The 24,967-nt window shown below is 61.8% G+C and carries 19 protein-coding genes and 1 pseudogene; 5 read left to right on the forward strand and 15 right to left on the reverse strand.

Going from position 1 to position 24,967, the window contains the following annotated elements:
- Positions 1-120 precede the first annotated feature (120 nt).
- A complete protein-coding gene (locus KJS47_RS18540) occupies positions 121-2,052 on the reverse strand; it encodes a heavy metal translocating P-type ATPase (RefSeq protein WP_213526556.1) in 1,932 nt (643 codons plus the stop codon).
- Positions 2,053-2,406: 354 nt separating this feature from the next.
- On the opposite strand from KJS47_RS18540, the gene KJS47_RS18545 reads away from it, so the two are divergent.
- On the forward strand, positions 2,407-3,900 hold the full coding sequence (locus KJS47_RS18545) for a peptide MFS transporter (RefSeq protein ID WP_213526557.1): 1,494 nt from the start codon (positions 2,407-2,409) through the stop codon (positions 3,898-3,900).
- A gap of 73 nt (positions 3,901-3,973) precedes the next feature.
- On the opposite strand, the gene KJS47_RS18550 is transcribed toward KJS47_RS18545, so the two are convergent.
- On the reverse strand, positions 3,974-4,837 hold the full coding sequence (locus tag KJS47_RS18550) for an endonuclease/exonuclease/phosphatase family protein (protein ID WP_213526558.1): 864 nt from the start codon (positions 4,835-4,837) through the stop codon (positions 3,974-3,976).
- 25 nt (positions 4,838-4,862) lie between these two features.
- Complete coding sequence (locus KJS47_RS18555) at positions 4,863-6,482, reverse strand: extracellular solute-binding protein (RefSeq protein ID WP_213526559.1); 1,620 nt, start codon at positions 6,480-6,482, stop codon at positions 4,863-4,865.
- Between the two features lie 264 nt (positions 6,483-6,746).
- Between KJS47_RS18555 and KJS47_RS18560 the strand changes: the two genes are divergently transcribed.
- Positions 6,747-8,987, forward strand: coding sequence for a helix-turn-helix domain-containing protein (locus KJS47_RS18560; protein ID WP_213526560.1), 2,241 nt, complete (start codon positions 6,747-6,749; stop codon positions 8,985-8,987).
- Between the two features lie 106 nt (positions 8,988-9,093).
- Here KJS47_RS18560 and KJS47_RS18565 read toward each other — a convergent pair.
- The 6 genes and pseudogenes from KJS47_RS18565 to KJS47_RS18590 form a co-directional block, all read right to left on the reverse strand.
- Positions 9,094-9,320, reverse strand: a pseudogene (locus tag KJS47_RS18565) (SDR family oxidoreductase); the annotation flags it as partial.
- Positions 9,321-9,332: 12 nt separating this feature from the next.
- The gene (locus tag KJS47_RS18570) at positions 9,333-10,385 is read right to left on the reverse strand and encodes an LLM class flavin-dependent oxidoreductase (protein WP_213526561.1); all 1,053 of its coding nucleotides are present in this window, start codon (positions 10,383-10,385) and stop codon (positions 9,333-9,335) included.
- Between the two features lie 267 nt (positions 10,386-10,652).
- The gene (locus tag KJS47_RS24285; protein WP_213526562.1) at positions 10,653-11,486 is read right to left on the reverse strand and encodes a methyl-accepting chemotaxis protein; all 834 of its coding nucleotides are present in this window, start codon (positions 11,484-11,486) and stop codon (positions 10,653-10,655) included.
- A 267-nt stretch (positions 11,487-11,753) separates the two neighbouring features.
- On the reverse strand, positions 11,754-12,392 hold the full coding sequence (locus KJS47_RS18580; protein WP_213526563.1) for a ferric reductase-like transmembrane domain-containing protein: 639 nt from the start codon (positions 12,390-12,392) through the stop codon (positions 11,754-11,756).
- Complete coding sequence (locus KJS47_RS18585; RefSeq protein WP_213526564.1) at positions 12,389-13,477, reverse strand: FAD:protein FMN transferase; 1,089 nt, start codon at positions 13,475-13,477, stop codon at positions 12,389-12,391. The genes KJS47_RS18580 and KJS47_RS18585 overlap by 4 nt, the downstream gene beginning before the upstream one ends.
- Positions 13,474-13,932 (reverse strand): hypothetical protein, encoded by a 459-nt coding sequence (locus tag KJS47_RS18590; protein WP_213526565.1) that lies wholly within the window; start codon positions 13,930-13,932, stop codon positions 13,474-13,476. Before KJS47_RS18590 ends, KJS47_RS18585 begins: the two co-directional genes overlap by 4 nt.
- Positions 13,933-14,141: 209 nt before the next feature.
- Between KJS47_RS18590 and KJS47_RS18595 the strand changes: the two genes are divergently transcribed.
- Positions 14,142-14,450, forward strand: coding sequence for a hypothetical protein (locus KJS47_RS18595; RefSeq protein ID WP_213526566.1), 309 nt, complete (start codon positions 14,142-14,144; stop codon positions 14,448-14,450).
- 191 nt (positions 14,451-14,641) lie between these two features.
- Here the strand turns inward: KJS47_RS18595 and KJS47_RS18600 are convergent, their stop codons facing one another.
- Together KJS47_RS18600 and KJS47_RS18605 are read right to left on the reverse strand one after the other, a co-directional pair.
- Positions 14,642-16,354, reverse strand: coding sequence for a methyl-accepting chemotaxis protein (locus tag KJS47_RS18600; protein ID WP_213526567.1), 1,713 nt, complete (start codon positions 16,352-16,354; stop codon positions 14,642-14,644).
- Between the two features lie 507 nt (positions 16,355-16,861).
- On the reverse strand, positions 16,862-18,064 hold the full coding sequence (locus KJS47_RS18605; protein WP_213526568.1) for an acyltransferase family protein: 1,203 nt from the start codon (positions 18,062-18,064) through the stop codon (positions 16,862-16,864).
- A 291-nt stretch (positions 18,065-18,355) separates the two neighbouring features.
- Between KJS47_RS18605 and KJS47_RS18610 the strand changes: the two genes are divergently transcribed.
- Positions 18,356-18,880 carry an RNA polymerase sigma factor gene (locus KJS47_RS18610; RefSeq protein ID WP_213526569.1) on the forward strand — a complete coding sequence of 175 codons (525 nt, stop codon included), beginning with the start codon at positions 18,356-18,358 and terminating at the stop codon, positions 18,878-18,880.
- Positions 18,873-20,531: a DUF4179 domain-containing protein gene (locus KJS47_RS18615; RefSeq protein WP_213526570.1), complete on the forward strand. Its 1,659-nt coding sequence runs from the start codon at positions 18,873-18,875 to the stop codon at positions 20,529-20,531. The genes KJS47_RS18610 and KJS47_RS18615 overlap by 8 nt, the downstream gene beginning before the upstream one ends.
- A gap of 118 nt (positions 20,532-20,649) precedes the next feature.
- Here KJS47_RS18615 and KJS47_RS18620 read toward each other — a convergent pair whose 3' ends face one another.
- The 4 genes from KJS47_RS18620 to KJS47_RS18635 form a co-directional block, all read right to left on the reverse strand.
- Positions 20,650-21,240 carry a uracil-DNA glycosylase gene (locus KJS47_RS18620; protein WP_213526571.1) on the reverse strand — a complete coding sequence of 197 codons (591 nt, stop codon included), beginning with the start codon at positions 21,238-21,240 and terminating at the stop codon, positions 20,650-20,652.
- Between the two features lie 256 nt (positions 21,241-21,496).
- The gene (locus tag KJS47_RS18625; RefSeq protein WP_213526572.1) at positions 21,497-22,864 is read right to left on the reverse strand and encodes an ABC transporter substrate-binding protein; all 1,368 of its coding nucleotides are present in this window, start codon (positions 22,862-22,864) and stop codon (positions 21,497-21,499) included.
- Positions 22,865-23,068: 204 nt separating this feature from the next.
- Entirely contained in the window at positions 23,069-23,893 is an 825-nt protein-coding gene (locus tag KJS47_RS18630; protein WP_213526573.1) for a carbohydrate ABC transporter permease, read from the reverse strand.
- Positions 23,890-24,852 (reverse strand): carbohydrate ABC transporter permease, encoded by a 963-nt coding sequence (locus tag KJS47_RS18635; RefSeq protein WP_213526574.1) that lies wholly within the window; start codon positions 24,850-24,852, stop codon positions 23,890-23,892. Before KJS47_RS18635 ends, KJS47_RS18630 begins: the two co-directional genes overlap by 4 nt.
- Between the last annotated feature and the right edge of the window lie 115 nt (positions 24,853-24,967).

Raw genomic sequence — 24,967 nt, forward strand, 5'->3', positions numbered from 1 at the left:
CAAACTTTGCCCGGGAACACAAGGGGAAGAGCGCGCCCGGCCGGATGCAAATCGCTCCAGCAGGCGCTCACCGCTTCCGTGCGGGCGGGCCACTTAAACAAAGCCCGCCCATACACGGCATTAACGCAGCAGGCGCAGACCGTTCAGGATGACGAGAATCGTGCTGCCCTCGTGCCCGACGACTCCAAGCGGCAGCGGAATGCCGGTCAGGAAGTTGGAGAGGATGAGCGAGACGATGACGGCAATGGCGAAGACCATGTTCTGCTTCACCACCGTCCGCATGCGGCGGCCGAGCACGATGGCCTCGTTGATTTTGTCTAGATCGTCGTTCATCAGCACGAGGTCCGCCGTCTCCAGCGCCGCGTCGCTGCCGGTTCCCCCCATCGCGATGCCCACCGAGGCCGCGGCGAGAGCCGGGGCGTCGTTCACGCCGTCCCCGACCATCGCCACCTGGCCGTACCGCTCGCGCAATGCCTTGATCTGCGTCAGCTTATCCTCAGGCAGCAGCTCCGCAAAGACGAGGTCGATACCCGCCTCGCGGGCAATGGCCTCGGCCGTCAGCCGCTGGTCGCCCGTCAGCATCGCGACCTGCACGCCCTGCCGCTTCAGCTTGGCGATTACGGTCTTCATCTGCGGCCGGATGCGATCCTGCATCGCCAGAATGCCGGCAATCCCCGCCCCATTCTTCACCAGCACGACCGTCTTGCCCTGCTCCTCGAGCCGCTTCACCTCAGCCTGCAGGGACGGCTCGGTCTCCGCCTCCGGGAAGAGGCCGGGCTTGCCGATCGTCCACTGCTCGCCATCTATTGCGGCCTGCACGCCCCAGCCGATCAATGCCTGGTAATCGGTCGTACGGATGAGCGGCAGCCCTTCCCCGAACGCTTTCTGGACGATCGCCTTGGATAGCGGGTGGTTCGACAGCGCCTCGACCGAAGCCGCCGCCTGGAGCAGACCCGCTTCGTCCAGGCCCTGCAGCGGCACGATATCGGTCACCTGCGGCGTGCCGGACGTCAGCGTGCCCGTCTTATCGAACGCGATGACCTTTACCTGCGCCAGGTTCTCGAGATGGACGCCTCCCTTGAACAGGACGCCCTTCCTCGCGCTGTTGGAGATTGCCGACAGCATCGCCGGCATGATCGAGGCGACGAGCGCGCACGGGGAGGCGACGACGAGGAACACCATCGCGCGGTAGAACGTCACGTTCCAGTCCCAGCCGAACAGCCAGTGCGGCGCCGTCATGAGCACCGCGGTCGCCAGCAGGATGACACGGGCGTAGATACGCTCGAACCGCTCGATGAACCGCTGGGAACGGGGCATCTCATTGCGTGCCTCCTGCACAAGGCGGATGATCCGCGAGACGAGCGTCGACTCGCTGGACGTCGTCACCTCGATGAACAGCGCACCTTCGCCGTTCAGCGTACCGGCGAAAACCTCATCACCCTCCTGCTTGTCGACGGGGATGCTCTCGCCCGTAATGGAAGCCTGGTTGACGGAGGAGCGCCCTTCCCGAACGATGCCGTCCGCCGGAATGTTCTCTCCTGTCTTGACTACGACGAGGTCGCCGACGCGCAGCATCTCGATGGGCACTACCCGTTCCTTGCCATTCTGCACGAGGACGGCGGTTTCCGGCTTCAAATCCATGAGAGCGGAGATGTCCTTGGAGCTTCTGGCCATCGTCATCGTCTCCAGCGCTCCGCTCAGCGAGAAGATGAAGATCAGCATCGCCCCCTCGGCCCAGTAGCCGATACAGGCGGCGCCCAGCGCGGCGAGGATCATGAGCAGGTTGACGTCGAGCTCCTTCTCCCGGACGAGCGTCAGCACGCCCTCCTTGGCTTTTACGTAACCGCCGATAACATAAGCCAGCAAATAGAGAGCGACAGAGGCCGCCGGGGCCCAATGGCCCGCCAGCCAGGCGATTGCCATAAGGCAGCCGCTCGCGATGGCCGCGGCCATTTCGCCGTGGCGTTCCAGCCATTCGTTTCGTTTGCGCGGATCTGGATCCGGGATCGGGCGGCGTTCGGCGGGAGATACAGCTTCAACGGTTGGGGTCATCGGTAACAGCTCCTTTTCCATTTGAGAATGAATATCGTTATTACTGCCCTTAAAATGGGTCATGCTGCCCCTGAAGCCAGGGACAGCATGCGTTGAGAATGATTATCATTTTTGGTTTACTGCACAAATTTTGCGTACGGCAAACTCCTTATTTATAATCATTATAATTAAGGGCAAGGAAAAAGTAAACCCCTCTGCCGCCTATTTCCACTCTTACCGCCCGGCAGATTCGCCGCCAAATGGGGCGCCGGTCCATTCAAGAGATTGTCTTCCAGCCAACTTGGGTAAGATAACAGGGAATCGGATACGCATCGGCTTCCTGACCCTATTATCCAGCCAGAGGAGACTGAATCTATGTCAGCAACAGACCGTCAATCGATTGTGGACAGCGTTCCGCAGCAGGGCTTCTTCGGTCATCCGAAAGGACTCTTCACCCTGTTCTTCACTGAATTCTGGGAACGCTTCTCCTATTACGGGATGCGCGCCATTCTCGTCTACTACATGTACTACGAAGTATCTCGAGGCGGCCTCGGCTTCACGGAGACGACGGCGCTCGCGATCATGTCGATCTACGGCTCGCTTGTCTACATGTCGGGTATTATCGGCGGCTGGCTCGCCGACCGGGTCTTCGGCATGTCGCGGGCCGTCTTCATCGGCGGCGTCTTCATCATGTTCGGACACCTGGCGCTGGCCGTGCCCGGCAATGCGGCCATGTTTTTCGTGTCCATGGTGCTCATCGTGCTCGGCACCGGCCTGCTCAAGCCGAACGTGTCCAGCATCGTCGGGGAGATCTACAGCGAGAAGGACGCACGGCGGGACGCGGGCTTCAGCATCTTTTACATGGGGATTAACCTCGGCGGCTTCCTGGCCCCTCTCACGGTGGGCACAGTCGGCAGCAGGAGCAGCTTCCACCTCGGCTTCGGCCTGGCCGCCGTCGGTATGTTCATCGGCCTGGTTGTCTTTCTCGTCACCCGCAAGTCCTACCTGGGACTGGCCGGCACCGTCGTGCCCAATCCGCTTGCCGCGGACGAGAAAAAGAAGCTGGCCGTCTGGCTGGTCGCGGCCGTCGTCGTCCTGGGCATCCTGGTTGCGGCCGCCATTCCCACAGGACTGCTCACCTTCCAAACGTTCATTACGCTGGTCGGCATCCTGGGCTTCCTTATTCCGACCGTCTACTTCATCATCATGTACCGCAGCCCCAAGACGACCGCGGTGGAGCGTTCCCGCGTCATCGCCTATATTCCGCTCTTCCTGGCCTCCGTCATGTTCTGGGCGATCCAGGAGCAGGGGGCGACGATTCTCGCCAATTTTGCGGACAAGCGCACGCTCTTGGTCATCGGAAGCCTGCATCTGTATCCGGCCTGGTTCCAGTCGCTGAATCCGCTCTTCATCATTGTCCTGGCGCCGGTCTTCGCGTGGCTCTGGGTCAAGCTGGGCGACCGCCAGCCGACGATTCCGCAGAAGTTCTCGCTCGGCCTCCTGTTCGCCGGCCTGTCCTTTCTGGTCATTCTCGTCCCCGCTCTGCTCGGCGGCGAGAACTCGCTCGTCCATCCGATCTGGCTCGTGCTGAGCTACCTGATCGTCGTCATCGGGGAGCTGTGCCTCTCGCCGGTCGGCCTGTCGGCGACCACCAAGCTGGCGCCCGCAGCCTTCACCGCGCAGACGATGAGCCTGTGGTTTCTCTCCAACGCCGCAGCGCAGGCGATCAACGCCCAGATCGTCAAGTTCTACACGCCGGAGACCGAGATGCAGTACTTCGGTGTCATCGGCGGGGCGGCGCTCGTGCTCAGTCTCGTGCTGTATCTGCTTTCCTCCAAAATCCAGGGATTCATGAAAGGCGTCAAGTAGGGGAGTTGTCAAAAGCCGGGTTCCCGATCGGGAACCCGGCTTTTCGCTGAGTATAGACTGCCTGTTTCGGTTATTAGCGGGAATCCGCGCTCGCCCCCGGAGTCGTCCGCTTAAGGAGGAATTCCGCCGTGACCGGCAAATGATCGGATGCATTGGTGCGAATGACCTCTGCCGACACCCAATCCATGTCCCCTGTGAAGAAGATGTAATCGGCCCGGATGCGGGGATTCTCAACCGGGAACGTATAGGCATCCCCGCTGCTTGCGAAGGCGTCCTCGAACACGGCCATGTTCTCCATCTCCACTGTATCCGGCGCGGCATTGAAATCGCCGGTCACGATAGCAGTCCCTCCCCGCTCGCTTACGATGCGGGCGACCTCGCCGGTTTGAACCGTTCGTTCGGCTACGCTCAAACCGAGATGAGTGCTGTAGAAATGGACGTGGTTCCCCTTCACGTTGACGACCGCCTCCAGCATGCCGCGCTGCTCCGCTCGCGGCTCAAGCGGATCGCTCGTGAGCAGATGATTCTCCTGTGCGATGATCGGATACCTGCTCAGTACTGCGTTGCCGTACTGGCGGCGGTTTCCGTCCTCCTCCAGCGGATCGCGGTCGAGATTGGCCCCAAAGGCGTACTGCATGCCCAGATAATCGGCCAGCCACCGGGCCTCGTCCTCGAAATCACTGCGGGACGACCAGTGGTTGTCGACCTCCTGCAGTCCGATGATGTCGGCGCCGCTTGCGGCTAGAACATCGCCGACGCGCTTCAGATCGAGGACATTGTCGTCGCCCGCACCATGGTGGATGTTGTAGGACATTGCCTTGACCTTGACTTCCTCTCCTTTGGGAAAGGCCGGCGGGGCCTCCTTGGCGGTGAGCGTGCCGCCCGTGAACAGAGACAGCGCCAGAACCAGTACTGACAAGCCGAACGGTTTTTTCATGCTTCATTCCTCCCGATTGGATAGATTAGTTCTTGCTGTACCGGTCGTACGCCGACTGATACGTCTGCATGTAACGGTCTAATCCCATCTTTTTCACGGTCGCCACATACTTGTCCCAGTCGTCGAACGACGCAGACCCGTTGACCAGCTTCGCTTCCATCTCCGTGATGTAGGTTTCGATATCTTTGCCGACGGTGGACATCACCTCCATCTCCGATTCCGTGAAGTTGAACTTGCCCCAGATTTCCTTAACCGCGTGCGGCGCGGCCTTCTTGCCGGCCTCGATCGACTCCGGCAGCGCTTCCGAGCCTTTGAAGAACTTCTCGGTAACGAAGCCTGGGTAGCTCCCGCCCAGATAGGTCAAATATTTGGCCAGCGCCTGATCCTGGCTCAATCCCTGCGGGTTGCTCGTAATGTCCTTGACATACTCGAATTTGCCGCCCGTTTCCGTGTAAGTCACTCCCTCCTTGCCCATGAAGAACAGCTTCATGCCCTCCTCGCTGTAGAAGTAGTCCATCCAGCGCACGGTCTCGGCAGGATACTTGTTCTTGTCCGTAATGGCAAAGGAACCGACGTTGACGAGCGGGACCTTCATTTGAGAATAGAGCTGATCTCCGTGCGGTCCCTTCAGAGCACCCAGGCCGATATACGTCTTTTGATTCATCAGTGTCGCCGGGTTCGCCACGATGGTCGATCCGAGGGTGCCCATTTGACCTTTGGCGTAGAGAGCGTTGCTCTTTATGGTGAAAATCTCCTTGTCCACGAGTCCTTCCTTATACAGCTTGTGGACGTACTGGAGCAGCTCTTTGTACTTGGGATCCGTCTTGAAGAAGCGCAGCTTCTCCGTCCCCGGCTCCACATCCACATATGTATGTCCGAGTCCGCGGTTGCCGAGTCCCCACGCTCCCTTCAGCTGGTTGAACAGGCTGGCGAGGCTCTCTCCGCTGAAGGGGATCTCGTCCTGCTGCCCGTTGCCGTTCAAGTCGGTGGCTTTCACGGCCTTCAGGTATTCGTAAAACTCCTCGGTCGTCTGCGGCTCCGCCATCTGGAGCTTGCCGAGCCACTCCTTGTTGATCCACAGCGGCGTGCCGATCAGAAGGGATAGGAAGCTCGGATCATAAAAGGTGGGGAAGGAATAGATGTTGCCGTCCGGCATCGTAAGTCCCTTGCGGATCTCCGGGTACTGCTCCATCAGCTTCTTCAAATTCGGCGCATACTGGTCGATCAGCGTATTCAGCGGGATGAAGACGCCCTGGCTCCCGTACTTTGCCAGATCGTTCGCTCCCAGCCGGGCGGTGTAGAACGCGTCCGGGTAATCGCCGCTCGCCAGCGTTAAGTTACGCTTCTCGGTCAGCGTCTCGAAAGGAACCAGCTCGAACTTGACGTTCATGTTCGTTAGCTTCCCGTATTCCTTCCACAGCATCGTCTCCTCAAAATTATTGCCGTTGACCGACGATTTGCCTGTGAAGAAGGTCAGGGAGATCGGTTCCTTCACAATCGGCATGCCGGTCGGGTTTAAATTGGCCGATTCCGCCCCCGCCTTCTGCGGATCGGCCCCTCCGGCCGGCTCGCCTCCGCATCCCGCCAGAGTCCCGCCCAGCATAGAAGCAGCAATTAAAAGAGAGAGTCGTTTCTTCGTTCTCATCGCGTTGTCGTCTTCCTCCTTCGAATCGTTCCCGCCCTCGAAACTTCTCCGGTGCGGGGAGACGGTCGATCGCCCGTCTGCCTTGATGCTATCCCAGCCTCCCCCCTTCGTCTACGTTCACTTTTTTAGATCCCCGGCGCGAGCTTAGTTTCGAAAAAAGCGACCAGAATCCATAAAACTTTTACTATGCCCCTCTCCGCGCTTCCCTTACAATGATTGGGAGCGATCCTGCTCCATCAATCCCGAAGCGGAGGACTTGTCCGTATGAAGCGAAATCCCCGGAAGCCGGCCTCGCTGCTCACGACGATGCTGATCGGGTTCTTGGTCATCCTGGTCGTGTCGGCATGCTTTAACAGCATGGCCTTCTCCTATTTCAAAACCAAATACCAGGAGGAGATCATCCGGTATAACCGGCTGATGCTCACCAATGCGTCGGTCCGCTATAACCGGCTGCTGACGGATACCAAGGCCGCTCTATTCAATCTGTACTACCATGAGCGGGTCACTGGCTTCGGCCGGCAGCTGGCGGCGGGCGACGGAGAAGGGGCCGACTTCCTGCAGGCCAAGCAGGTCGTCTCCCTCCTCGGTGCCAAAGCCTACGATCCGAATGCCCTCCTCGACAATCTGCTTGTCTACTACGGCCCCGGCTCGCTCGTTCTGGACAAGGACGGCAGCAGCAGCGCCTCCCTCTTTTTTAAAATGCTATATGCTAGCGGCGATTACCCACTGCCTTTTTGGGAAAGCAGAAACGAAAACGGTTTCAGCTTTCGCATTCTGCCCGCCTCTTCCTTCCGCACCGAATCGAGCCAGAAGCAGGGGAAGACGCTGCTGCCCGTCGCCTTCCAGCCTCCCGGCAGCAGCTATTTGACGGCCGCCTTCGTCGATCTCGAGAAGGCCGGACGCATGTTCTGGGGAGAGCCGAATGGGGACAGGAGCTTTGTGATTTTGGATGAGCGGGGAGAGCTGCTGCACGGTCCGGACGGCTTTTCTCCCGCTTCCCTACCTGCGCTTGAGGGCAGCTCCGGTTACGCGCTTAAAAACGGCCATTACTATTTTGCCGAGAAGAGCAAGGACGGCCTGACCTATGTGACGATCGTCTCCAACTCCGTCATGGCCGCCCAGCTGAACCGGCTCAGCTCCACATTGCTCACGATCTTCCTGGGCTCTCTCGCCGTCGGCCTCGCCTTCTCCTACCTGTACAGCAGGCGGATTCACCGGCCCGTCAAGGAGATGCTCTCGACGATCGGCGTCCGCAGACCGGCACTCTCCCCGCCCCCGATCAGCGAATTCGCCTTTATTCAGCAAACGATCGATTCGCTCCTGGACAAGAAGGAACAAGTGGAGCAAGAGCTGTCGAGCAAGGAATCGAGCCTTACGCACTATCATTTCATCAACCACATGAAGCGGATCCGCGCCGACATCAGCGAATGGCAGGACTTCCTGGAGGCCGGAGGCAGCTTCACCGTCGTGCTGTACAGTCTCCGCTTCCGCCTCGGCCGTAACGGAGAGGAGTGCGCAGCAGCAGCAGCAGCCGTCCGCGAGAGGATCGAGGCGGCCTTTCGAGAAACGCTTCCCGGCTCCCATACGTTCCAGATGGAAACCGATCAGATTCTAACCGTTGTCAGCGGGCGGCCGGAACCAACCGAGGCGCTGGCCGAAGTGCTCGACGGACTCAAGGAAAGGATCGACCGGGACCGGCAGACGTATCTCGTGACGGCGGCAGTCAGCTCGAGATTCAGCCATGCGGTGCAGCTCCACACGGCGTATCTGCAGGTTCAGAGCCTCATCCAGCAGGCGCGGCTTGCCGAGGAGATGCAGATTCTATTCGAGAGCCGCCGTCTGCCGGCCGCCGCGGGCCTCAGCCCGAGCCAGGAGCAGGAGCTGAACGCCGCGCTTCAGGCCGGGGACGGAGACGTCGCGCTCGGCCTTATCCTCCGCTGCCTGGATGAGCTGCAGCAGAAGGAGGCCGCCCTCTGCCAATTCCGGCAGTTCGCCGACTCGCTCGAAGCCAAGCTGTGGCTCATGATGGACCTGCATAAGATCGATCTCGGCTCCTCCTGGGCGCTGAAGCTTGCCGCGGCGCCGCTTAAGGATTGCTGCACACTAGAGGAATACAAGGACACGCTCCGCGCCGCGGTGTCGACCGCGGCCGCCCTCCTGCTGGAGAAGAAGGCGGACCGGGATCCGGTGGTGCAGTATGTGATGGATATGCTGAACACCAAGTACGACGAAGACCTCTCCCTGGATGCGCTCGCCGACAAGCTGGGCATGTCGAGCGCCTATCTCTCCGTCTATATCAAGGAGAAGACCGGCGCGAACTTCATCGACCATCTGCACGGCATCCGCGTCGCCAAGGCTCGGGAGCTACTGTCCGATACCAATCTCCGGATCCAGGAGATCAGCCTTAGGATCGGGTACCGGAATATCGCCTCCTTCAACCGCATGTTCAAAAAATGGATCGGCATGACGCCCACCGAATACCGTAAAGAGCTGGCGGCCGAATAACTAGCGATAGCCGGAGAATCCGCCCCGTCCCCTCGGAACGCCAAGAGCCCATCCCGCAAAACCGGGATGGGCTGTTTGCTGTTTCTGTTTCTTTCGAACGGGGCTCCGCCATGTACTGCTCGAAATCGGAGATGCTGGGGTTCGCCATGTAGTGGCCGCCCTCCACCTGGATCGTCTGGTCGGTGATGAACTTCGACTCGTCCAAGGCGAGGAAAACGACTGTATAGCCGATGTCGTCGGCCTCTCCGTGGTACGGAAGCGCATTGAACTTGGCGAAGATGTCGAGCACGGCCGGCGGTATGTTGATCTTGCCGCAGGCGTCAGGATGAGGCCGGCTCTTCTCTCTTACGCCTGCTCCGCTTCCCAAGCGGCGACTTCCTCCCGGACCCTCGGCGCGACCTCGGTCCCGAGCAGCTCGATGGCTCTCATGACCTCCTCATGCGGCATCGTGCCAAGCGGGACGTGGAGCAGGAAGCGGGTAATGCCCACCTGCTTGCGCAGATGAACGATCTTGGTGGCCACGTACTCCGGATCGCCGACATACAGCGCTCCCTCGAGGCTGCGGGCGGCGTCGAAGGCGGCCCGGTCGTAGGGCGGCCAGCCCCGCTCCCGGCCGATCACATTCATGCTGGCCTGGGTGGAGGGGAAGAACTTGTCCGCCGCAAGGTCCGTCTCCTCCGCTACGAAGCCGTGCGAGTGCGACGCCACCGGCAGCTTGGAGACATCGTGTCCCGCGTGCTCGGCCGCTCTTTTGTACAGCCTCACGAGAGGTGCGAACTGCCGGGGGCTGCCTCCAATGATGGCAAGCACGAGCGGGAGGCCGAGGAGCCCGGCCCGGATGACCGACTCCTGATTCCCCCCGCTGCCGATCCAAACCGGCAGGGGGTCCTGAACCGGCCGCGGATAGACGCCGAGCCGGTTGATCGCCGGCCGGTGTTTGCCGCTCCAGGTGACATGTTCCGCCTCCCGCAATTCGAGCAGCAGCTTCAGCTTTTCTTCGAACAGCTCGTCATAATCGTTCAGATCGTAGCCGAACAGGGGGAACGATTCGATGAAGGAGCCGCGCCCCGCCATGATCTCCGCCCGTCCGTTCGAGATGCCGTCCAGGGTAGCGAAATCCTGGAATACCCGCACGGGATCGGCCGACGACAACACCGTGACCGCACTGGTCAGCCGAATCCGTTTGGTCTGCGATGCAGCCGCCGCCAGCACCACGGCAGGAGAGGAAGCCGCGTAATCTTTCCGATGATGCTCCCCCACTCCGTAAACATCGAGTCCGACCCGGTCGGCGAGCACAATCTCCTCGACCACCTCCCGCAGCCGCTGCGCATGACTCATCACCTCGCCGGTCCGAACGTCCGGCGACGTTTCCACAAACGTGCTCACACCTATTTCCATGGTTTGCTCCTCCTGATCCTCTATACCGTCGGCGGCACGCCCGCAAGCGAGCGGCCTTTCCGCTTCTCCCTCTCTAGTTTGGTCTTTTGCGCCTCCTTTTTCAAGTTGCCCCTCAGGAAACGGCAAGAGCCTGTCTAGTTGGTTGAGCAAAAGACGTCCGGTCGAGCGGAGGTGAGTTGATCCGAGCTGTGCGTACTCGCCGCACAAGAAGTGCCGCCTCCTCGTCCGGAAGCGGCCCTTCTTCATGTGAGTCCGATACGGCTGGCGTCAGCGGGAGGTGCCGAGCAGCAAAGAGTGCATGAAGGTCTGCATCTGGCCGCTCGCGCGGTTCAGATCGTCGATCGCCCCGCTGAATTCGGTCACGAGCTCCGCTTGGGCGTTCGAGGAAGCGGCAATGGAGGCGATCTCCTGTTCCATCTGCTTGATCGACCGCTGCACATCCCGCAGAGCCGCTTCTATCTTCTCAGTCGCCTCCTTGGTATGGACGGACAGCTTGCGCACCTCCGACGCCACGACGCCGAATCCGGCGCCCAGCTCTCCTACACGCGCGGCTTCAATCGCCGCGTTCAGGCCGAGCAGATTGGTCGTTTCCGAGATTTCACGGATGAATCCGGTCACCTCGTTCACCTGCTCCGACTGGCTGACCGCCCGTCTCGTATTCTCCAGAATTTGCGCCGTCGTGGCTGATAGCTCCTCCGACTGCGCCGCGACGCTCTGGACCATGTCGACCAGGTGCCCGCTGATCGATTCGACCTCGCCCGTCAGCTTCTCCATCTGCTCTTCGGTCTCCAGCGTATAGGCGACGGCAAAAGCGCCGAGCACCTCTCCTTCCGGCCCGAGAACCGGAATCGCCTTGGAGACGAAGCTATGGCCGTACAGCTCGGCCGAGACCCGCTCCATACAAACCTGGCCGCTCAGCGCCCCATTAATTGTCGGGTCCTCCTTCGGGACCGGCTTGCCTACCATATCGCCAAAATTGACCTTGGCACTCGGCTCGTAATACACGAACACCTCCTGGTCCGTAATGCCGATCATCACATCCTGCGGAAAAATCTGTTTGAAATACGGTGCCGCTTGAACCAATGCCTCGAGAGCATTCATCCGTCGTTCCCTCCACTGTGTTCTAGATTCGTACCAAGTTGGTGCTACTCTCCTTTTATCGACACGAATCGATCTAACATGAAGGAGGGACGAACGGGACTTTTAGGCCGCCCAGCCAGGACCGCGTCCGGCCAAATCAAAACAAGCGGCACGCGCGAGGCGCAAGCCGCTTGCCAAAAAATGCCGGTGAGGGACATATGGCGGTTTCCTGCACGCGGATTCGGCCCCTATACAGTCCACAACATGAAGACCCTCTCCTCGGGCTCCTCACCGGTCGACGGCGAAGCCTTCCACCTCGATGACCGCCGGCTTCTGGGCGGTGCGGGAAGAGCTGTTCCGGGGACCGCCTGCGGCGGGACGCCCGTCGGCCGAGCCTTTGCCGATTGCCGCCCGAACGGCGGTTAGGCTGACGACGGCGAGACCGGTGACGGCATAGCAGCCCTTCATCCAGACAGAGGACGAATCCGTCCCCGAGCCAAGCCCGTGGAGCAGCGTCATCGCGAATACCGGATACGCGAGCAGATGGATCATCCGCCACGCTTTGCCGCCGATGAGCGCCTTGAAATCCGTCGTCAGCAGAATGAGCAGCGAGCCGTAGAAGGCTAGGCTGCCGAGGCCGGCCCAGAGCGGGTCCTGGGCCGCGGCGAACGGTACGATCACCTCCCGCCAGGAGTAAGGCATATACGCGTCTACGGCCAGCAGCATGCCGTGCGCTAGACCCAGGAGAAAGCCGATTCCAAGCGTGTTCGAGTGAAGCCGGTACAGCCGGGCTTTGAGCGGGCCCTTGGCCTGCGGCAGACTTCCGAGAATGCCGGTGACAACGCCGGCGAACAGGAGCAAATAGGAAGCGATGCCCGAGAAGCGGATCAGTCCCCAGGTGGGCAGCGCGGTTAGCCATGTTGTCATAGATCTTCCCTTCTTTCTTGTTGCCTCAAAAAATGAACGGCGCTTCGCCTGCTCCCGGACCCGGCCAGCACGAGGCGGCCGTCCGCCAGCGCCAATAGAGCGAGCAGCTCCGGCGCCTTCCCCTCCAGGAGCACGGTGCCCTCTTCACGGCCGGCAATGCACATCGTCTTGGCCCAAACCTCGCAGTCCGCGGCCCTTGAGCCGATGACGGTACACTGCACCACATCGCTCGCTGCCGAACGCCCGGTCCGGGGATCGATCAGGTGATGCATCGCCTCCCCGCCCTTCCGCCAGCTCCGTCGCCTGATGCTGGAGGTGGCGGCGGCGCCCTCCGTCAGCCGGATCACCGCGATCCGCTCCTCCGGTCCGGCCGGAGCCGCCACGTCAAGGAGCCAGGGCTCCTCCTCGGCCGCACCCCATACAGCCAGGTCGCCGCCGGCATTAATCAGCCCCCGGCGGACGCCCCGGCCCTTGAGCCACACGGCCAGCCGGTCGACGGCCCAGCCTTTGGCGAGGCCGCCGAGATCGAGCCGGGCCTCCGGCGCCTTGGCCGCGGCGCCCACAGCGGGATCGAGCCGCAGCAGGGGGCAAGCGGCGGCCGATGGGGCCGGGCGGGCCACCTGCTCCGCGGGCGCAGCCTCCTCCCGCTCCGCGAGGCGCTCGAAGCTGACGTCGTAGCCGGCCGTCTCCAGCGCGGGGAGGATGAACGGCTCGAAGCAGCCGTTCGTCCATCTCCTCGCCCGGTCGGCCAGCGTCAGCACCTCGAGCAGCGCCGGCGAGACGAGCGCCGGACCGGGACCGGAGCGGTTCAGCCGGGCGAGCCCGCTGTCCGGGAGGAAGCGGCTGCACGTCTGCTCCACATACGCGAACCAGTCCGCGATGTCCGCCGCGAGCCGCTCGGGTTCCGGGGCGTCGGCCTGACCGGCTGCGCGCAGCCCGCAGGAGCCGCCGTCGTCCGTATCGCCCGGACCGGGAGCGGCCGCTTCGCCGTTCTTTCCGGCGGCGGGCCCCTCCTCCAGCCAGACGGCCTCCACGTCCGTGTTCATCGCCCGGAAGCGGGCCGTCCGATACAGACCGGCGGTCACGACGCCCTCGTCGAGGACCGCGGCTGCGTCCGCTGCTGCGACATCCCGGGAGCCGTCCCGGTACCGGTGCCGCCCGTGCCGCTGGAGCTGCCGAAGCTGCCCGACGAGCCGCCGTCGGCCGCGCTCCCTCCGGCCGAGCCGCCGCTGTCCGGCGCCATCCCGCGGTCTGCGAAGGCACGCCCCCGCTCGCCGTGCCGGCCCTGCGGCTGGGTCCCGGCTTGGCCTTGGACGTTCTCGCCGCCCGCTTGCCCGCTCCGGCCGGCCTGCCATTCGTCGATGACCCGGTCGCCCGACTGGGCGGAGACGCCTTGCGGCGGAACGGCGGCCAGCGCCTTCTGATGCGCAGCCGCGAACGCATCGGTGCTTTTCCATCCCTGCAGGAGGAGCCCGGCGGTCAGCGTGCAGCCGACCCCGATGCCCCATTTTTTCAACTTGGCCTTGGTTCCCTTCTTCATAAGGCGACACCTCTATCTCAAGAAATTCCATCGTGTTAGCTCCGATTGCCTCAAGTATAGAGCCGCAAGCTGAACCTTGCCTGAATGTGAGCTTAATACTTCCCCAAATCTCTCATTGCCGGCCTATACGGCGATTGGCTATGATAAACCAAACGAAGGAGTGCCAACGCCGGCATGCGGCGCCGCACCCAACCTGCCGGAGGTGCCGGATGAAAAAGAACCTAGCCGCCAGCTACCTTGGTACTGCCTGTCTGCTGCTTCTCACCGCTCTCTCCCCGTGGATCACGGACGAATTCGCAAGCTCGCGAGCGCAAGCCTCGTTCGCGGGCAAGTGGCGAGCCGTCAGCGACGGGTGCGGGACCGACTGTACGGGCTGCGGGGCCGTCAGCTCCCGCAAGGTCCCGTTCGGCCGCACGGTGACGCTGGCCTACGCCTGCGGCCTGCGGCCCGCCGACGATCCCGCGCCCCGCGAACGAACGGAGTTATTCGTCTCTTTTCTCGGCACGGTCCATGAGTAACCGGCTGCGCGCGACGGAGCCGGCTGGATCGGGTGGCCAGGCCCTGTCTTCCTTGCGCGCATACGGGCCAGCAGCGCACTCCAGAGGAATGGACGAAAGGGGCGAGGGGACCGTGCCTTCGGGCAGAGTCCGTTCGGCTGCCTCTCGAGGGCCGGCTTCGTTAATCGCTTCACCGTTTTCTTAACGCTGCATTAAGTGAGCCGGAACCGGTCGATCTGCTGGAAAAGACGAGTCGCCAGCTGCTCCATATTCTCCGCCTGCTCGGCTGTCTGCCGGACGGCGGCGTCCTGTTCGACGGCCGCCGCCGCCGCTTCCTGGATATAAGCTGCGGCTTCCTCGGCGGCTGCAGCCATCTGATGGACCGCTTCCGCCAGCATACCGTGCCGTTCTTCCGTACGGCCGATGCGGGCATGGACGGAGCGGATGTGTTCCGCGATCTTCACGACATTTTCCTCAATCGCCCCAAACTCCGTGAGCGCGTCCCGCATCCGTCCTTCGTTCTCCAGCACGGACTTCTCCGCGGGCAGGAGCCGGTGCTCAACCTGCGAGAGATTCGTTCGGTTTGCCTGGATCAGTGCCTCTACCGCATGCACGGCTTCCTTCGTCTGGCCGGACATCGTCCGGATGCGCTCCGCGATGACGGCGAATCCCCGTCCGGCCTCCCCTGCGCGGGCGGCTTCGATCGAAGCGTTAAGTGCAAGCACCTCCGTTTCCGTCGACACTTGGCGAATGAGCCCCAGCGTAGCGGCGATGCGTTCAGAATCGGCACGGAACGCTTCCAGGGCGAGCCGGCTGCTCCTTACGGATTCCCCGATCAGCTGCGCCCCTTCCAGCATCGGCTTGATGGCGCTCGTCCCCGCTTCACGGTGGCGCTCGGCGTCCTGACCCGTCTCGAGCATCCGGTCGGCCAGACGCGTAAGCTCGCCAAGCTCTCCGTGGATCGCACCGATCACCCGCGAGCTTTCCTCCGCGTGTGCCGCCTGCCCGGCCGCTCCTTCCGCGATCGTCTGCATCGAAAGCACGATGCCCCGGTTCGCTTCCGCCGTTGCCCCCGCCGCAGTCCGTGCCTCTTCCGCATGTCCGCTTAGGGAGCCGGCAATCAGCCGAGTATCGGTCAGAATCCGTTTGACCTGGTCGATCATTCCATTGAAGCTTCTGCCGAGCTTCGCGAATTCGTCCGCGGCTTCGGCCGGTACGGATGCGCGTAGGTCGCCTTGGGCGATGCGGCCAACCGCCTCCTGCATCGTACGGAACGAAAGCGTAAGCCGGCGGATCAGCACGTAAGCCAGGACTGCCGTTACGATTAGGACGAAGACGGCCGCGGCGCTCATGGCCGTCATGCTGAACGTCAATTGCTGGCGGGAGGCGGCAACCGCAGCCTCGGCGTCCTGGCGGTATGTCCGGTAGAACTCCTCGACCAGCTCGAACAGAGAAGCTTTGTACTCCTCGGCTTCCTTATATAACTGAAGAGTGTTCCGCTCGACGTCGGCGGGCTTCCAGTCTCCGCTCTGCAGCAGGGAGATGGCCCGGTCGAACAGTTCCGTATAGGCGCTCTTCTGGACGAGGAGCCGGCTGCGCCGCTGGAACTCTTCGTCGCTTTGCGCCGAATCGGCGAGCGTGCCGATCAGCCGGTCGAATTGATGTTTCGTTTGCGTATAGGTCGTTATGTATCCGGTGTCCTTCGAAATCATGAGCCCAAACGCCAAATCCTTCAGTTCAAGCACCGCCTGCTTGCTTGCCATGGCAGTCCTCTCTAGCTCCGCCTTGCGGTTTTGCTCCTCCAACTGGTTGACGACGGCGGCCAGCAGAAGCCGGTTCAGCACCGCCGCCCCCAGAAAAAGCAGGACGACCGCCGCCAGGCCGGCAGTCCATTTGACGCGAATACTCCATTGTGTAGGCCACATGCCCATCCCTCCGACTCTAGTAAGATGACGCGTTTTACTAGTGGTAAGTTTATCCGAGCACTATTTGCGCAGCGCCTTCCTTCTGTTAGCGCATTGTAAAGTTTGCGTTTTGACAAAGCGTTAACCTTACGAAAAACCGGCTTTTCCATTCACAGACGGATTCGTTTGGGAGTCCAAGCCTCGTTCGCGGGCAAGTGGCGAACCGTCAGCGACGGGTGCGGGACCGCTGTGCGGGCTGCGGGGCCGTCAGCGACGGGTGCGGGACCGCTGTGCGGGCTGCGGGGCCATCAGCTCCCGTAAGGTCCCGTTCGGCCGCACGGTGACGCTTGCCTACGCCTGCGGCCTGCGGCCCGCCGACGCTCCGGGCCCCACGAGCGGACGGAGCTGTTCGCCTCCTTCTTCGGCACGGTCCATGAGTAACCGGCTTCACGCACGGCTTCCTGGGCAACAAAAAAGGAAGACGGGCACAGAGCCGTCTTCCTTTTCTTGTTATGGTATGAATAGCACCTAGCGCGACGGAGCCGGCTGCACCGGGAGGCCCGACCCTGTCTTCCTAGCGCGAATACGTGCCAGCAGCGCATTCCAGAGGAAGCTGACCGCGAAGCTCAGGAGAATGCCGCCGGCCGTGGTGGCCGCGAACACAGTCCAGGTCGCAAGCCCTCTTCCTTCCAGCAGATACTGGAGGCACACGACGAACGGAACATGCACCACGTATACGGTGAACGCTAGGGCGGCGAGCCGCTGCATCAACCGGCCGCCTCGGTTCCCCAACCCCCGGAACAGGTAGAGCAGTCCAATGGACAGGCCGAGGCAGAGGAAGGTCTCGTAGAAGGAGTACCCGATCGAGGCCCCGTTCCACCCGCCCTGCGAGTACAGCGGCAGCCAGCCCGTATACCGGACGAGCGCGAGGCCGAGCCCGACCGCCAGCCAGGCCCGCCCCGCCGCCGGGCGAAGCGTCTGCAGCCACTGCCTACGGTACGCGATCGCGCCCGCGGCGAACCACGCGGCGTATTGCGGAACATGCGCGAATTCGGTCTGGACGATTCCGAGGAAGCCGACCCAATGGTCGATCGGGTACCGGGTTCTCACGAGGAACGTCGTTAGCGCCACAGCGGTCCCGAACAGGACGATGGCTCCCGTGCCGGGACTGCCGGCCGGCGCCGTCCCGTCCGAACTCCTTTTCCACACCAGGCGCAGAACCGTATAGAGCACCGCATACACGAGCAGATGCTCCAGGAACCAGAGATGGGCGAACTGCAGATCGGGCCACGACGGGCCCGTCCACCCGTCGGGTCGCCCGCCCAACCCCAGGTAAACCTGCAGGTAATACTCGGCAAGCCCGAGCGGGCCGTATCCCCGGAAATTCAAGTAATAAGCATACATAAGAGCAGGTACGAGCACGAAAAACCCGAAGAGAAGCGGAAGGCCGAGCCGCTTGAACCGATCCTTCAGGAAGGATTCGGGCCCCTTGCGGTCGAACGAAGCCGGGAGGAAGTACGCCGAGATGAAGAAAAACAGGCTCATGAAGAATCCGGCGTTGACCGAGAAAAACGCCCCGAGAGGAATCGCCTCCTGTCCACTGTGGACATACCAGAAGCCGTTCGAGCCGCCGTACGGCTGGCCCGCATGATGCGCTACCACTAGACAGGTGAGCGCCACTTTCAAATGATCGAGATAAGCGAGCCTATGGCCCGTGCGTTGGGCTTGCAAAGGATATCTTTACCGCCTTTCTATTCTATAGAGATACATGGTGATCATCGCCGCCGGAGGGTAAGGCTGTGGCACGTCCCGTCTGGGCGTATCCCCGCTCCTTCCGGAACACGGCGTCCATTATAACCTGAACCAGCCGCCGGAGACAGAGGGAATTGGGGGCCGTCCGGACAAGCTTGAGAAAATAACGAACCTTTTGCATCCGGTAATTGTTCGTATATGCAGACGGCCAGCCTGTGCTTCAGCCGTTATCCCGCGGGAAGACAGGAACATAAGGGAGGTGGTTCACGGATGAAGACAGACAGGGAGCTGTTCGAGGCGTATAAGCAGGACGTCTACAAGCTCTGCTGGTATATGACGAGCAACCGGGCCGACGCCGAGGACCTGTGCCAGGAGGCGTTCGTCAAAGCGCTAGGCCAGGACCGGAGCCGGGTTGTAGAGGAGAAGGCGTGGCTGCTGCGCATCGCGGCCAATCTATGCCGCAATCATTACAGGCGGAAGAAGAACGGCATCCAAAAAGAAATCCGCTCCTTTCTCCTCATGAGGCCTGCGCCGCCGGAACGGCCGGAGGACCGGGTCGAGAGGCGGGAGTTGTCCGACGAATTCGCCCGGCGCCTCGAAAAGCTGCCGGAGAAGCTTCGCGCCGCCATTACGCTTCGGTACGGGAACGGCCTCCGGCTGGAGGAGGTGGCGGCGGTTCTCGAGATTCCGCTCGGCACTGTCAAATCGCGCATCCACAAAGGGCTGGCGCAGCTCAGAATCCAAATGGAAGCCCAGCCCAGCTATACACGGAAGGGAGAAAAATGCTATGAGTGATTCCCTGAATTGGAAATTGGAACAGCTCGAACACGCTCCTCTGGACGGGGAGCCGGATTATGAAGCGATGTGGAGCCGGATCGAGGAGCGGCGCGCGAAAGCGCAGGAGACGCAGAAGGCACCCGTGCGGCGCTTCGCCCGGCACCGGAAAAAAGCACTGGTGCTCGCGGCTTCCGTCTCCCTCCTGGCGGCAATCCCGGTGCTCGCGGCCGTGAACGGAGGCTGGGAGACGCTGTGGAACGGCCGAAGCTCGGTTCACGCGATCGAGCAAGGGTTCGGCGAGCGTCTCAATCAGACCGTTACGAGCGGCCAGATCCCGATCACCTTGAACGGTGTCGCGACCGACGATCGGCAGATGAACCTACTCCTCACCGTCGACGCCGGGACGCTCCCCGCTTACGACGCGATCGAGTTCGAGAAGCGGGTGCTGACCGACGCCAAGAACAAAGCGGAGACGGTTCAGATGCAGCTGAGGAACGATCCGGCCCAGGGGCGGATGTTTGGGCTGGCATCCGTGCAGAACAAGCTCGGCAAGGCAAAGCAAAGCTTCCGGTTGGATCTGGAAAATCTGGTCTTCTACCAGTACCGCGGCACTCCGGTAGACCTAAGTCCACTGAAAGCCCTGGGCAAACGGACGGCGCTCGCCGGAGGACCGGCGGCTTCGATTGAGGTCACGTCGGCCGTCCGGGAGGGGAACGTCTACAGCGTCCGCTACAAGCTCCACGTGAAGGACGACGATGCCTGGAAGGCGAATCCGCATCTCACGCTCGTCTCCGGCGGGCAGACGATCCGGGAGACGTATGCGGCCGTACTGCCGTCCGAGGACCCGAACGTCATCCTGCGACAGAGCAACTTCGAGCTCTCGGACGCTGAGCTGCAGCAAGCCCGCTTTGAGCTCTCCGCACTAGTGGAGACGGGGAGAAAAGAAGGCGCCTGGCACTTCGCCTTTGATGCGGACGGGAAGAAGGCGGCGCAGGCCATGTATGTCGGGAAGCTTGATCCGGCCGCCGTCGCCAACGATTCCATCATGGCGTTCACCAACCTGGTGGTGACCCCGCTCGAGATCCGGCTCATGTACGACGAAGTTCGGAATTCGTTCCCGAAGGAAGGCACTGCTCTGGTGGACTACACATCGGTTAAGCTTCTCGTGGACGGCCGGGAGCTGGACAGCGGCTCTGGGTTTTGGATGACCGAAGACGGCGGCCGTTACCGCCGGTTCGAGCTGCCGGAGTGGTATGAGCAGAAGGACTGGGGCCAGCTCCCCATGAAGGCTATTCTCTCCGGCAAAAAAGTGCAGGAGCGCGCCCCCGAGGACCACCTCCTGACCCTTGCCCGGCCTTCCGCCGACAAGCAGACGGTTACGACGGAACTCCACGGCTTCCCGGTCACATTCACTTACTACAAGGAAGGCAGCGATCTTCTGGTCGAATCCTCCTCGAGCGATCCTTCGTTCGGCGGGATTACCCAGAGCTACCTCAATATCGGCGGCGAACGAATGTATGCCGAGCTTAATCCGACGCCTCCGGGAGGCAACGGAACCAATCGCAAAACCGAGCGCTACATCAACGTTCCCTCGGGCGATTTGAAGCTGAATCCGTTCCTGTTCGTCTGGTTCGATCCCGACGCCAAGGTAGAGCTCAACCTCCGCTAACCGTCCCTCGTCCCTTGGGGATAGCTGCAAAAGAAAGCCGCTTCCGCGTCAGCCTCCTGACGCCGGGAGCGGCTTCTTTGCTTGGACTCTGCCTGAAGAAGGCATCGGCTGCCCGCGGTCAGCTATCCAGCTCTCTCCAGCGATCCGCCAGCATCGTGAGATCCTCGACGAACGGGCTCATTAAATTCGGCCTTCTCCGGACCGCGAGCGGATGGTAGGTGAGACCCGTCGGAATCCCCTGGGCTTCCAGCCAGCGGCCTCTCAGCGCCTTGACCGTCGCGTCCTCCCGTTCCGGGAACAGCGATTCCGCCACGACATTGCCGAATCCGAACAAGAGCTGCGGCCCCTTCTCGCCGATCTGCAGCTGCAGATGCGGCGCGCATGCCGCTCTTGCCGCCGGCTTATCGTAGGCACGGATCGGCCGGCATTTGAGCAGATACGTCACATAGACGGCTTCCAGTGCGAGTCCGGCCTCCCGTAAGCCTCTCTGAAGCGTCTCCCGCGTGCCGCATAGAAACGCCTGCCCCTCCCGGTCCTCCCGGGCCCCGGGATTGTCCAGGAGGAGAAGGATGCGGGCATGCGGGTTGCCTTCTCCCCAGATCATCCTCGCGCGCTGCCGGGCCAGCTCGCATCGGGCGCAGTCCTGGGCACACAGCGGCACTTCCTCCTCGGGCAGAATAACGAATGGATCTTCCGTTAAACGGGGCATCCGTCACGAACCTTCTTTCCGCTGTCTCGACTTGGTGCCGGAAGTCTCCTTGCTTCCTGCCTTTGCTCCCGGCTCCCCCTAGCCTCTGCAGGCTTGCCGGTTCTTATCAGCTCCGGCGGGAGAACGCTCCGAGTAGGAGGCTTGGAAGCCCCAAATGATAGGCAAAGACGCTTCCAAACCCGCTAGTTATGCGAGGCTGGAAGCGACCTTTGTCATGCATGTTTCATGGGGCATCCCTTTTGGTATGCGCGGGCATTTACTTAACCGTTTTGTTGTAGTCGACGATCCGGCCGCTGATCTCCTTGGCCGCCGCGTCGAGCGCGTCCTTGGGCGACTTTTTGCCCGCGAGTGCCTCCTCGATGGCCGTCTCGGTAATCTGGCGCGCCTCCGGATAGACGCCCATCACGGCACCCTGCGTCGCCTTGTTCAGCTTGGTCGCGTGGAGCTGGTCGACCGCCGTCTGGAACTGAGGATACTTCGCAAGGTTATCCTTGACGACCTGCTGCTCGTACGCCTTCTTCGTGATCGGGAAGTAGCCCGTATTGACGTGAAAGTCCGCCTGCTGCTCGGGAGCGGACAGGTACTTGATGAATTCCCAGGCCGCCTTTTGCTCCGCCTCGCTCTTGTTGTTCAGAATCCAGTTGCTGGCGCCGCCCACCACGACGCCGCCGTCCTTGGCGTCAGCCGGCTTCGGCAGGAAGCCCGTCCCGACCTCGAACTTACCGCCAACGGAGTTGACGATGCCGCGCAGCGACGCGGTCGAGTCGAGGATCATGGCCACCTGGCCGGCCGCGAATGCCTTCTTGGTATCATCGGTTTTGCGGCCGAGGTTGATCGCGGCCTTGCTGTCCACGAGGCTCTTCCACCAGGTGAGCGTCTTGACGCCGGCGTCGGCGTTCACGAGTGATGCGGTCGCGAGAGCGCTCCGGCCGTTGCCGTTGTCCAGCAGCTCGGCGCCCTGGTTCGCGAAGAACTGCTCCATGAACCACCCGTAGATGGCGAACGAGGCGCCGGATACGCCGTCCTTGGACAGCTTCTTGGCCGCTTCCGCTACCTCCTCGTACGTCTTCGGCGGCTTCTCCGGATCGAGCCCCGCTGCCTTGAACAGATCCTTGTTGTAATAGAGGATCGGGTTGGACGTATTGAACGGCATGGAATACAGCTTGTTGTCGAACGTATAGTACCCGGCGATGGACGGCTCCAGCTGGGACATGTCGTACTTCTCCTTGTCGATGAACGTCTGCATCGGCGTGATCGCCTTTGAGTCGATCATGTAGCGGCTGCCGATCTCGTAAACCTGGATGAGAGACGGCCCAGACTTGGAATCCATCGACGCCTTCATCTTGGTCAGGCTCTCGTCATAGGACCCCTGGAAGACGGCTTCGACCTGAATGTCTTTGCGCGACGCGTTGAAGCTGGCGACGAGCTTGTCGACAGCTTTGCCATTGTCGCCTCCAAGCGAGTGCCACCAGATGACCTTTTGCGTGTCGCCGGCCGCAGCCGCCTGGCCCGATGCCTGAGCGGAGGAAGCCCCCGCTTCGCTGCTTGGTTTGCTGCCGCACGCACTCGTGAGCAGCAGGATGGCGGTCATGGTGACCGGAAGGACGGATTTGCGCATGTTCATAGATTCGTTCGCTCCTTTATACGATGGGGAATGGATGAATGGGAGGACTGCCGTACTTGGCTAAGCAGGCCCTTGTGCCGGTTCTCTTGGACGGGAAGCTGTGGCAGTCGCGGAAGCCGGCGGCTTCTTGCGCGGCGAGCGGGCTTGCCTCGTCCAAAAACGATATGGGAAGCCCTGAGCCAGAAAAACCTGGGCGCGTCCGGGTCAGCCTTTGACGGCGCCGGCGGTCATGCCCCGGACTAGCTGCTTGAGCCCCAGCACGAGGAGCAGCAGCGACGGCAGCAGGATGAGGGCGACGCCTGCGAGCACCGTGTTCCAGGAGGTGAATTCCTCCGACTGCAGCATGCTGACGCCGATCTGGACGGTGCGCATCTCGGGACTGTTCGTGACGAGCAGCGGCCACATGTACTGGTTCCAGGCATGAAGGAACGAGTACACCGCCAGCGTCGCTAACGCGGGCCGGGCGAGAGGCAGGACGATGAGCAAGTAGCAGCGCCAGTGGCCGCAGCCGTCGATGCGCGCCGCCTCGAACAGCTCCCCGGGGAGCTGGAGGAAGAACTGGCGCAGCAGGAACGTGCCGAACGCCGAGGCGAGGAACGGCACGATCATGCCCGGGTACGTATCCAGCCAGCCCCAGGACCGGATGGTCAAGTAGTTCGGAATCATGGTGACTTCCCACGGGATCATCATGGTCGAGAGAAACAAGGCGAACCAGAACGCTTTGCCCGCCATCCGGATATTCGCGAACGCATAGGCGGATAGGCTGCCGAGCAGCAGCTGGCCGAGCGTAATGGCAGCCGAGATGAGCAGACTGTTCCCCATGAACCGGGCGATCGGCACCGCCTGCAGCACGGCCAGGAAGTTGCCCAGGCTCCATTCCTTCGGCACGAGCGCCGGCGGGTAGCTCATCGCTTCCTGCTGCGTCATGAACGCTGTCAGGAAGGCATATACGACCGGATACAGCACGGTTACGGCCAGCGCGGCGAGCACGGCGTACTGCAGCAGGGAGAGCATGCGGCTTGCCTTCATTGGTAATGCACCTTCCTCTCCAGCACGGCGAACTGAACGAGCGTCAGGACGAGAATGATGGCGAACAAGACGAGCGCTTCCGCACTGGCCGTCCCGAAGCGGTAGTTCACGAACGCTTCCCGGAAGACGCCGTACACGAACACGTCGGTCGCGTGCATCGGCCCGCCCTTGGTCATGATGTGGAATTGGCCGAACGCCTGCAGCGACTGGATGACCGAGACGATCAGCAGGAAAAACAGTGTCGGCGACAGCAGCGGCAGCGTAATCCGGCAGAACACGGTAAACCTGCCAGCGCCGTCGATGCGGGCGCTCTCCTGCAGATCGGCCGAGATCGCCTGAATGCCGCTCAGCAGCACGATGTAGGCGAACCCGAGGTTCATCCAGACGGTCATGACCGAAACCGAGACAAGTGCCCAGGCCGGATCGGACAGCCACGCGACCGGATTCAGCCCCATCAGCGTCAGGAAGTAGTTGAACATGCCGGTGGTCGGATGAAACAGCATCGTCCAGATGACCGCCCCCGTTCCGACCGAGATGGCGACCGGCATCGAGAAGACGCCCTGGAACAGCTTCATGCCTCTCTGCGGACCCGCTGTCAGAGCGGCCAGAATGAGCGCCAGCACGATCGCGGTCGGCACCGTGTAGAGCGTGAATTGGCCGGTCACGGCGAGATTCCGGTAGAACGTCTCCGAGGCGAACAGCTCCTGGAAGTTGGCGAGGCCTACATAGTCCACCACCTTCCCGCGCGGGTTCGTCACCTGCATGCTGAGGTACACGGACCGCAGCAGCGGATAGAAGCAAAAGACCGCGAACACGGCGAGCGACGGAGCGAGAAACAGGAGACCCAGGCCGGTTTCCCGCAGCCGCTTCGCGCGGACCGCTATGTGGTTGTGTGGCATTGCTTTCTCTGTCGGGGCGCTCCGTTTGGGCATAGGCAGCGCCTCTTCCATTGCGTCCATTTGACCCCCTCCTCTTTTGTCTACCGCTATGATAGTCCTTTACTGTTCGGGCATTATCAAAGCGATGTAACGGATATGTTAAGGGAAGTGAGGGGGTTGAAGAGGCTAAAGGAAT

This window comes from Paenibacillus sp. J31TS4 (assembly GCF_018403265.1).
Taxonomy (GTDB): domain Bacteria; phylum Bacillota; class Bacilli; order Paenibacillales; family NBRC-103111; genus J31TS4.

Excerpts from the sequence above, each read along its gene's own strand:
- KJS47_RS18570 (WP_213526561.1), bottom strand. The coding sequence starts at position 10,385 with ATGGAAATAGGTGTGAGCACGTTTGTGGAAACGTCGCCGGACGTTCGG.
- KJS47_RS18560 (WP_213526560.1), top strand. The coding sequence starts at position 6,747 with ATGAAGCGAAATCCCCGGAAGCCGGCCTCGCTGCTCACGACGATGCTG.
- KJS47_RS18555 (WP_213526559.1), bottom strand. The coding sequence starts at position 6,482 with ATGAGAACGAAGAAACGACTCTCTCTTTTAATTGCTGCTTCTATGCTG.
- KJS47_RS24285 (WP_213526562.1), bottom strand. The coding sequence starts at position 11,486 with ATGAATGCTCTCGAGGCATTGGTTCAAGCGGCACCGTATTTCAAACAG.
- KJS47_RS18630 (WP_213526573.1), bottom strand. The coding sequence starts at position 23,893 with ATGAAGGCAAGCCGCATGCTCTCCCTGCTGCAGTACGCCGTGCTCGCC.
- KJS47_RS18540 (WP_213526556.1), bottom strand. The coding sequence starts at position 2,052 with ATGACCCCAACCGTTGAAGCTGTATCTCCCGCCGAACGCCGCCCGATC.
- KJS47_RS18595 (WP_213526566.1), top strand. The coding sequence starts at position 14,142 with ATGAAAAAGAACCTAGCCGCCAGCTACCTTGGTACTGCCTGTCTGCTG.
- KJS47_RS18615 (WP_213526570.1), top strand. The coding sequence starts at position 18,873 with ATGAGTGATTCCCTGAATTGGAAATTGGAACAGCTCGAACACGCTCCT.
- KJS47_RS18635 (WP_213526574.1), bottom strand. The coding sequence starts at position 24,852 with ATGGACGCAATGGAAGAGGCGCTGCCTATGCCCAAACGGAGCGCCCCG.
- KJS47_RS18600 (WP_213526567.1), bottom strand. The coding sequence starts at position 16,354 with ATGTGGCCTACACAATGGAGTATTCGCGTCAAATGGACTGCCGGCCTG.
- KJS47_RS18545 (WP_213526557.1), top strand. The coding sequence starts at position 2,407 with ATGTCAGCAACAGACCGTCAATCGATTGTGGACAGCGTTCCGCAGCAG.
- KJS47_RS18580 (WP_213526563.1), bottom strand. The coding sequence starts at position 12,392 with ATGACAACATGGCTAACCGCGCTGCCCACCTGGGGACTGATCCGCTTC.
- KJS47_RS18590 (WP_213526565.1), bottom strand. The coding sequence starts at position 13,932 with ATGAAGAAGGGAACCAAGGCCAAGTTGAAAAAATGGGGCATCGGGGTC.
- KJS47_RS18620 (WP_213526571.1), bottom strand. The coding sequence starts at position 21,240 with ATGCCCCGTTTAACGGAAGATCCATTCGTTATTCTGCCCGAGGAGGAA.
- KJS47_RS18625 (WP_213526572.1), bottom strand. The coding sequence starts at position 22,864 with ATGAACATGCGCAAATCCGTCCTTCCGGTCACCATGACCGCCATCCTG.
- KJS47_RS18610 (WP_213526569.1), top strand. The coding sequence starts at position 18,356 with ATGAAGACAGACAGGGAGCTGTTCGAGGCGTATAAGCAGGACGTCTAC.
- KJS47_RS18550 (WP_213526558.1), bottom strand. The coding sequence starts at position 4,837 with ATGAAAAAACCGTTCGGCTTGTCAGTACTGGTTCTGGCGCTGTCTCTG.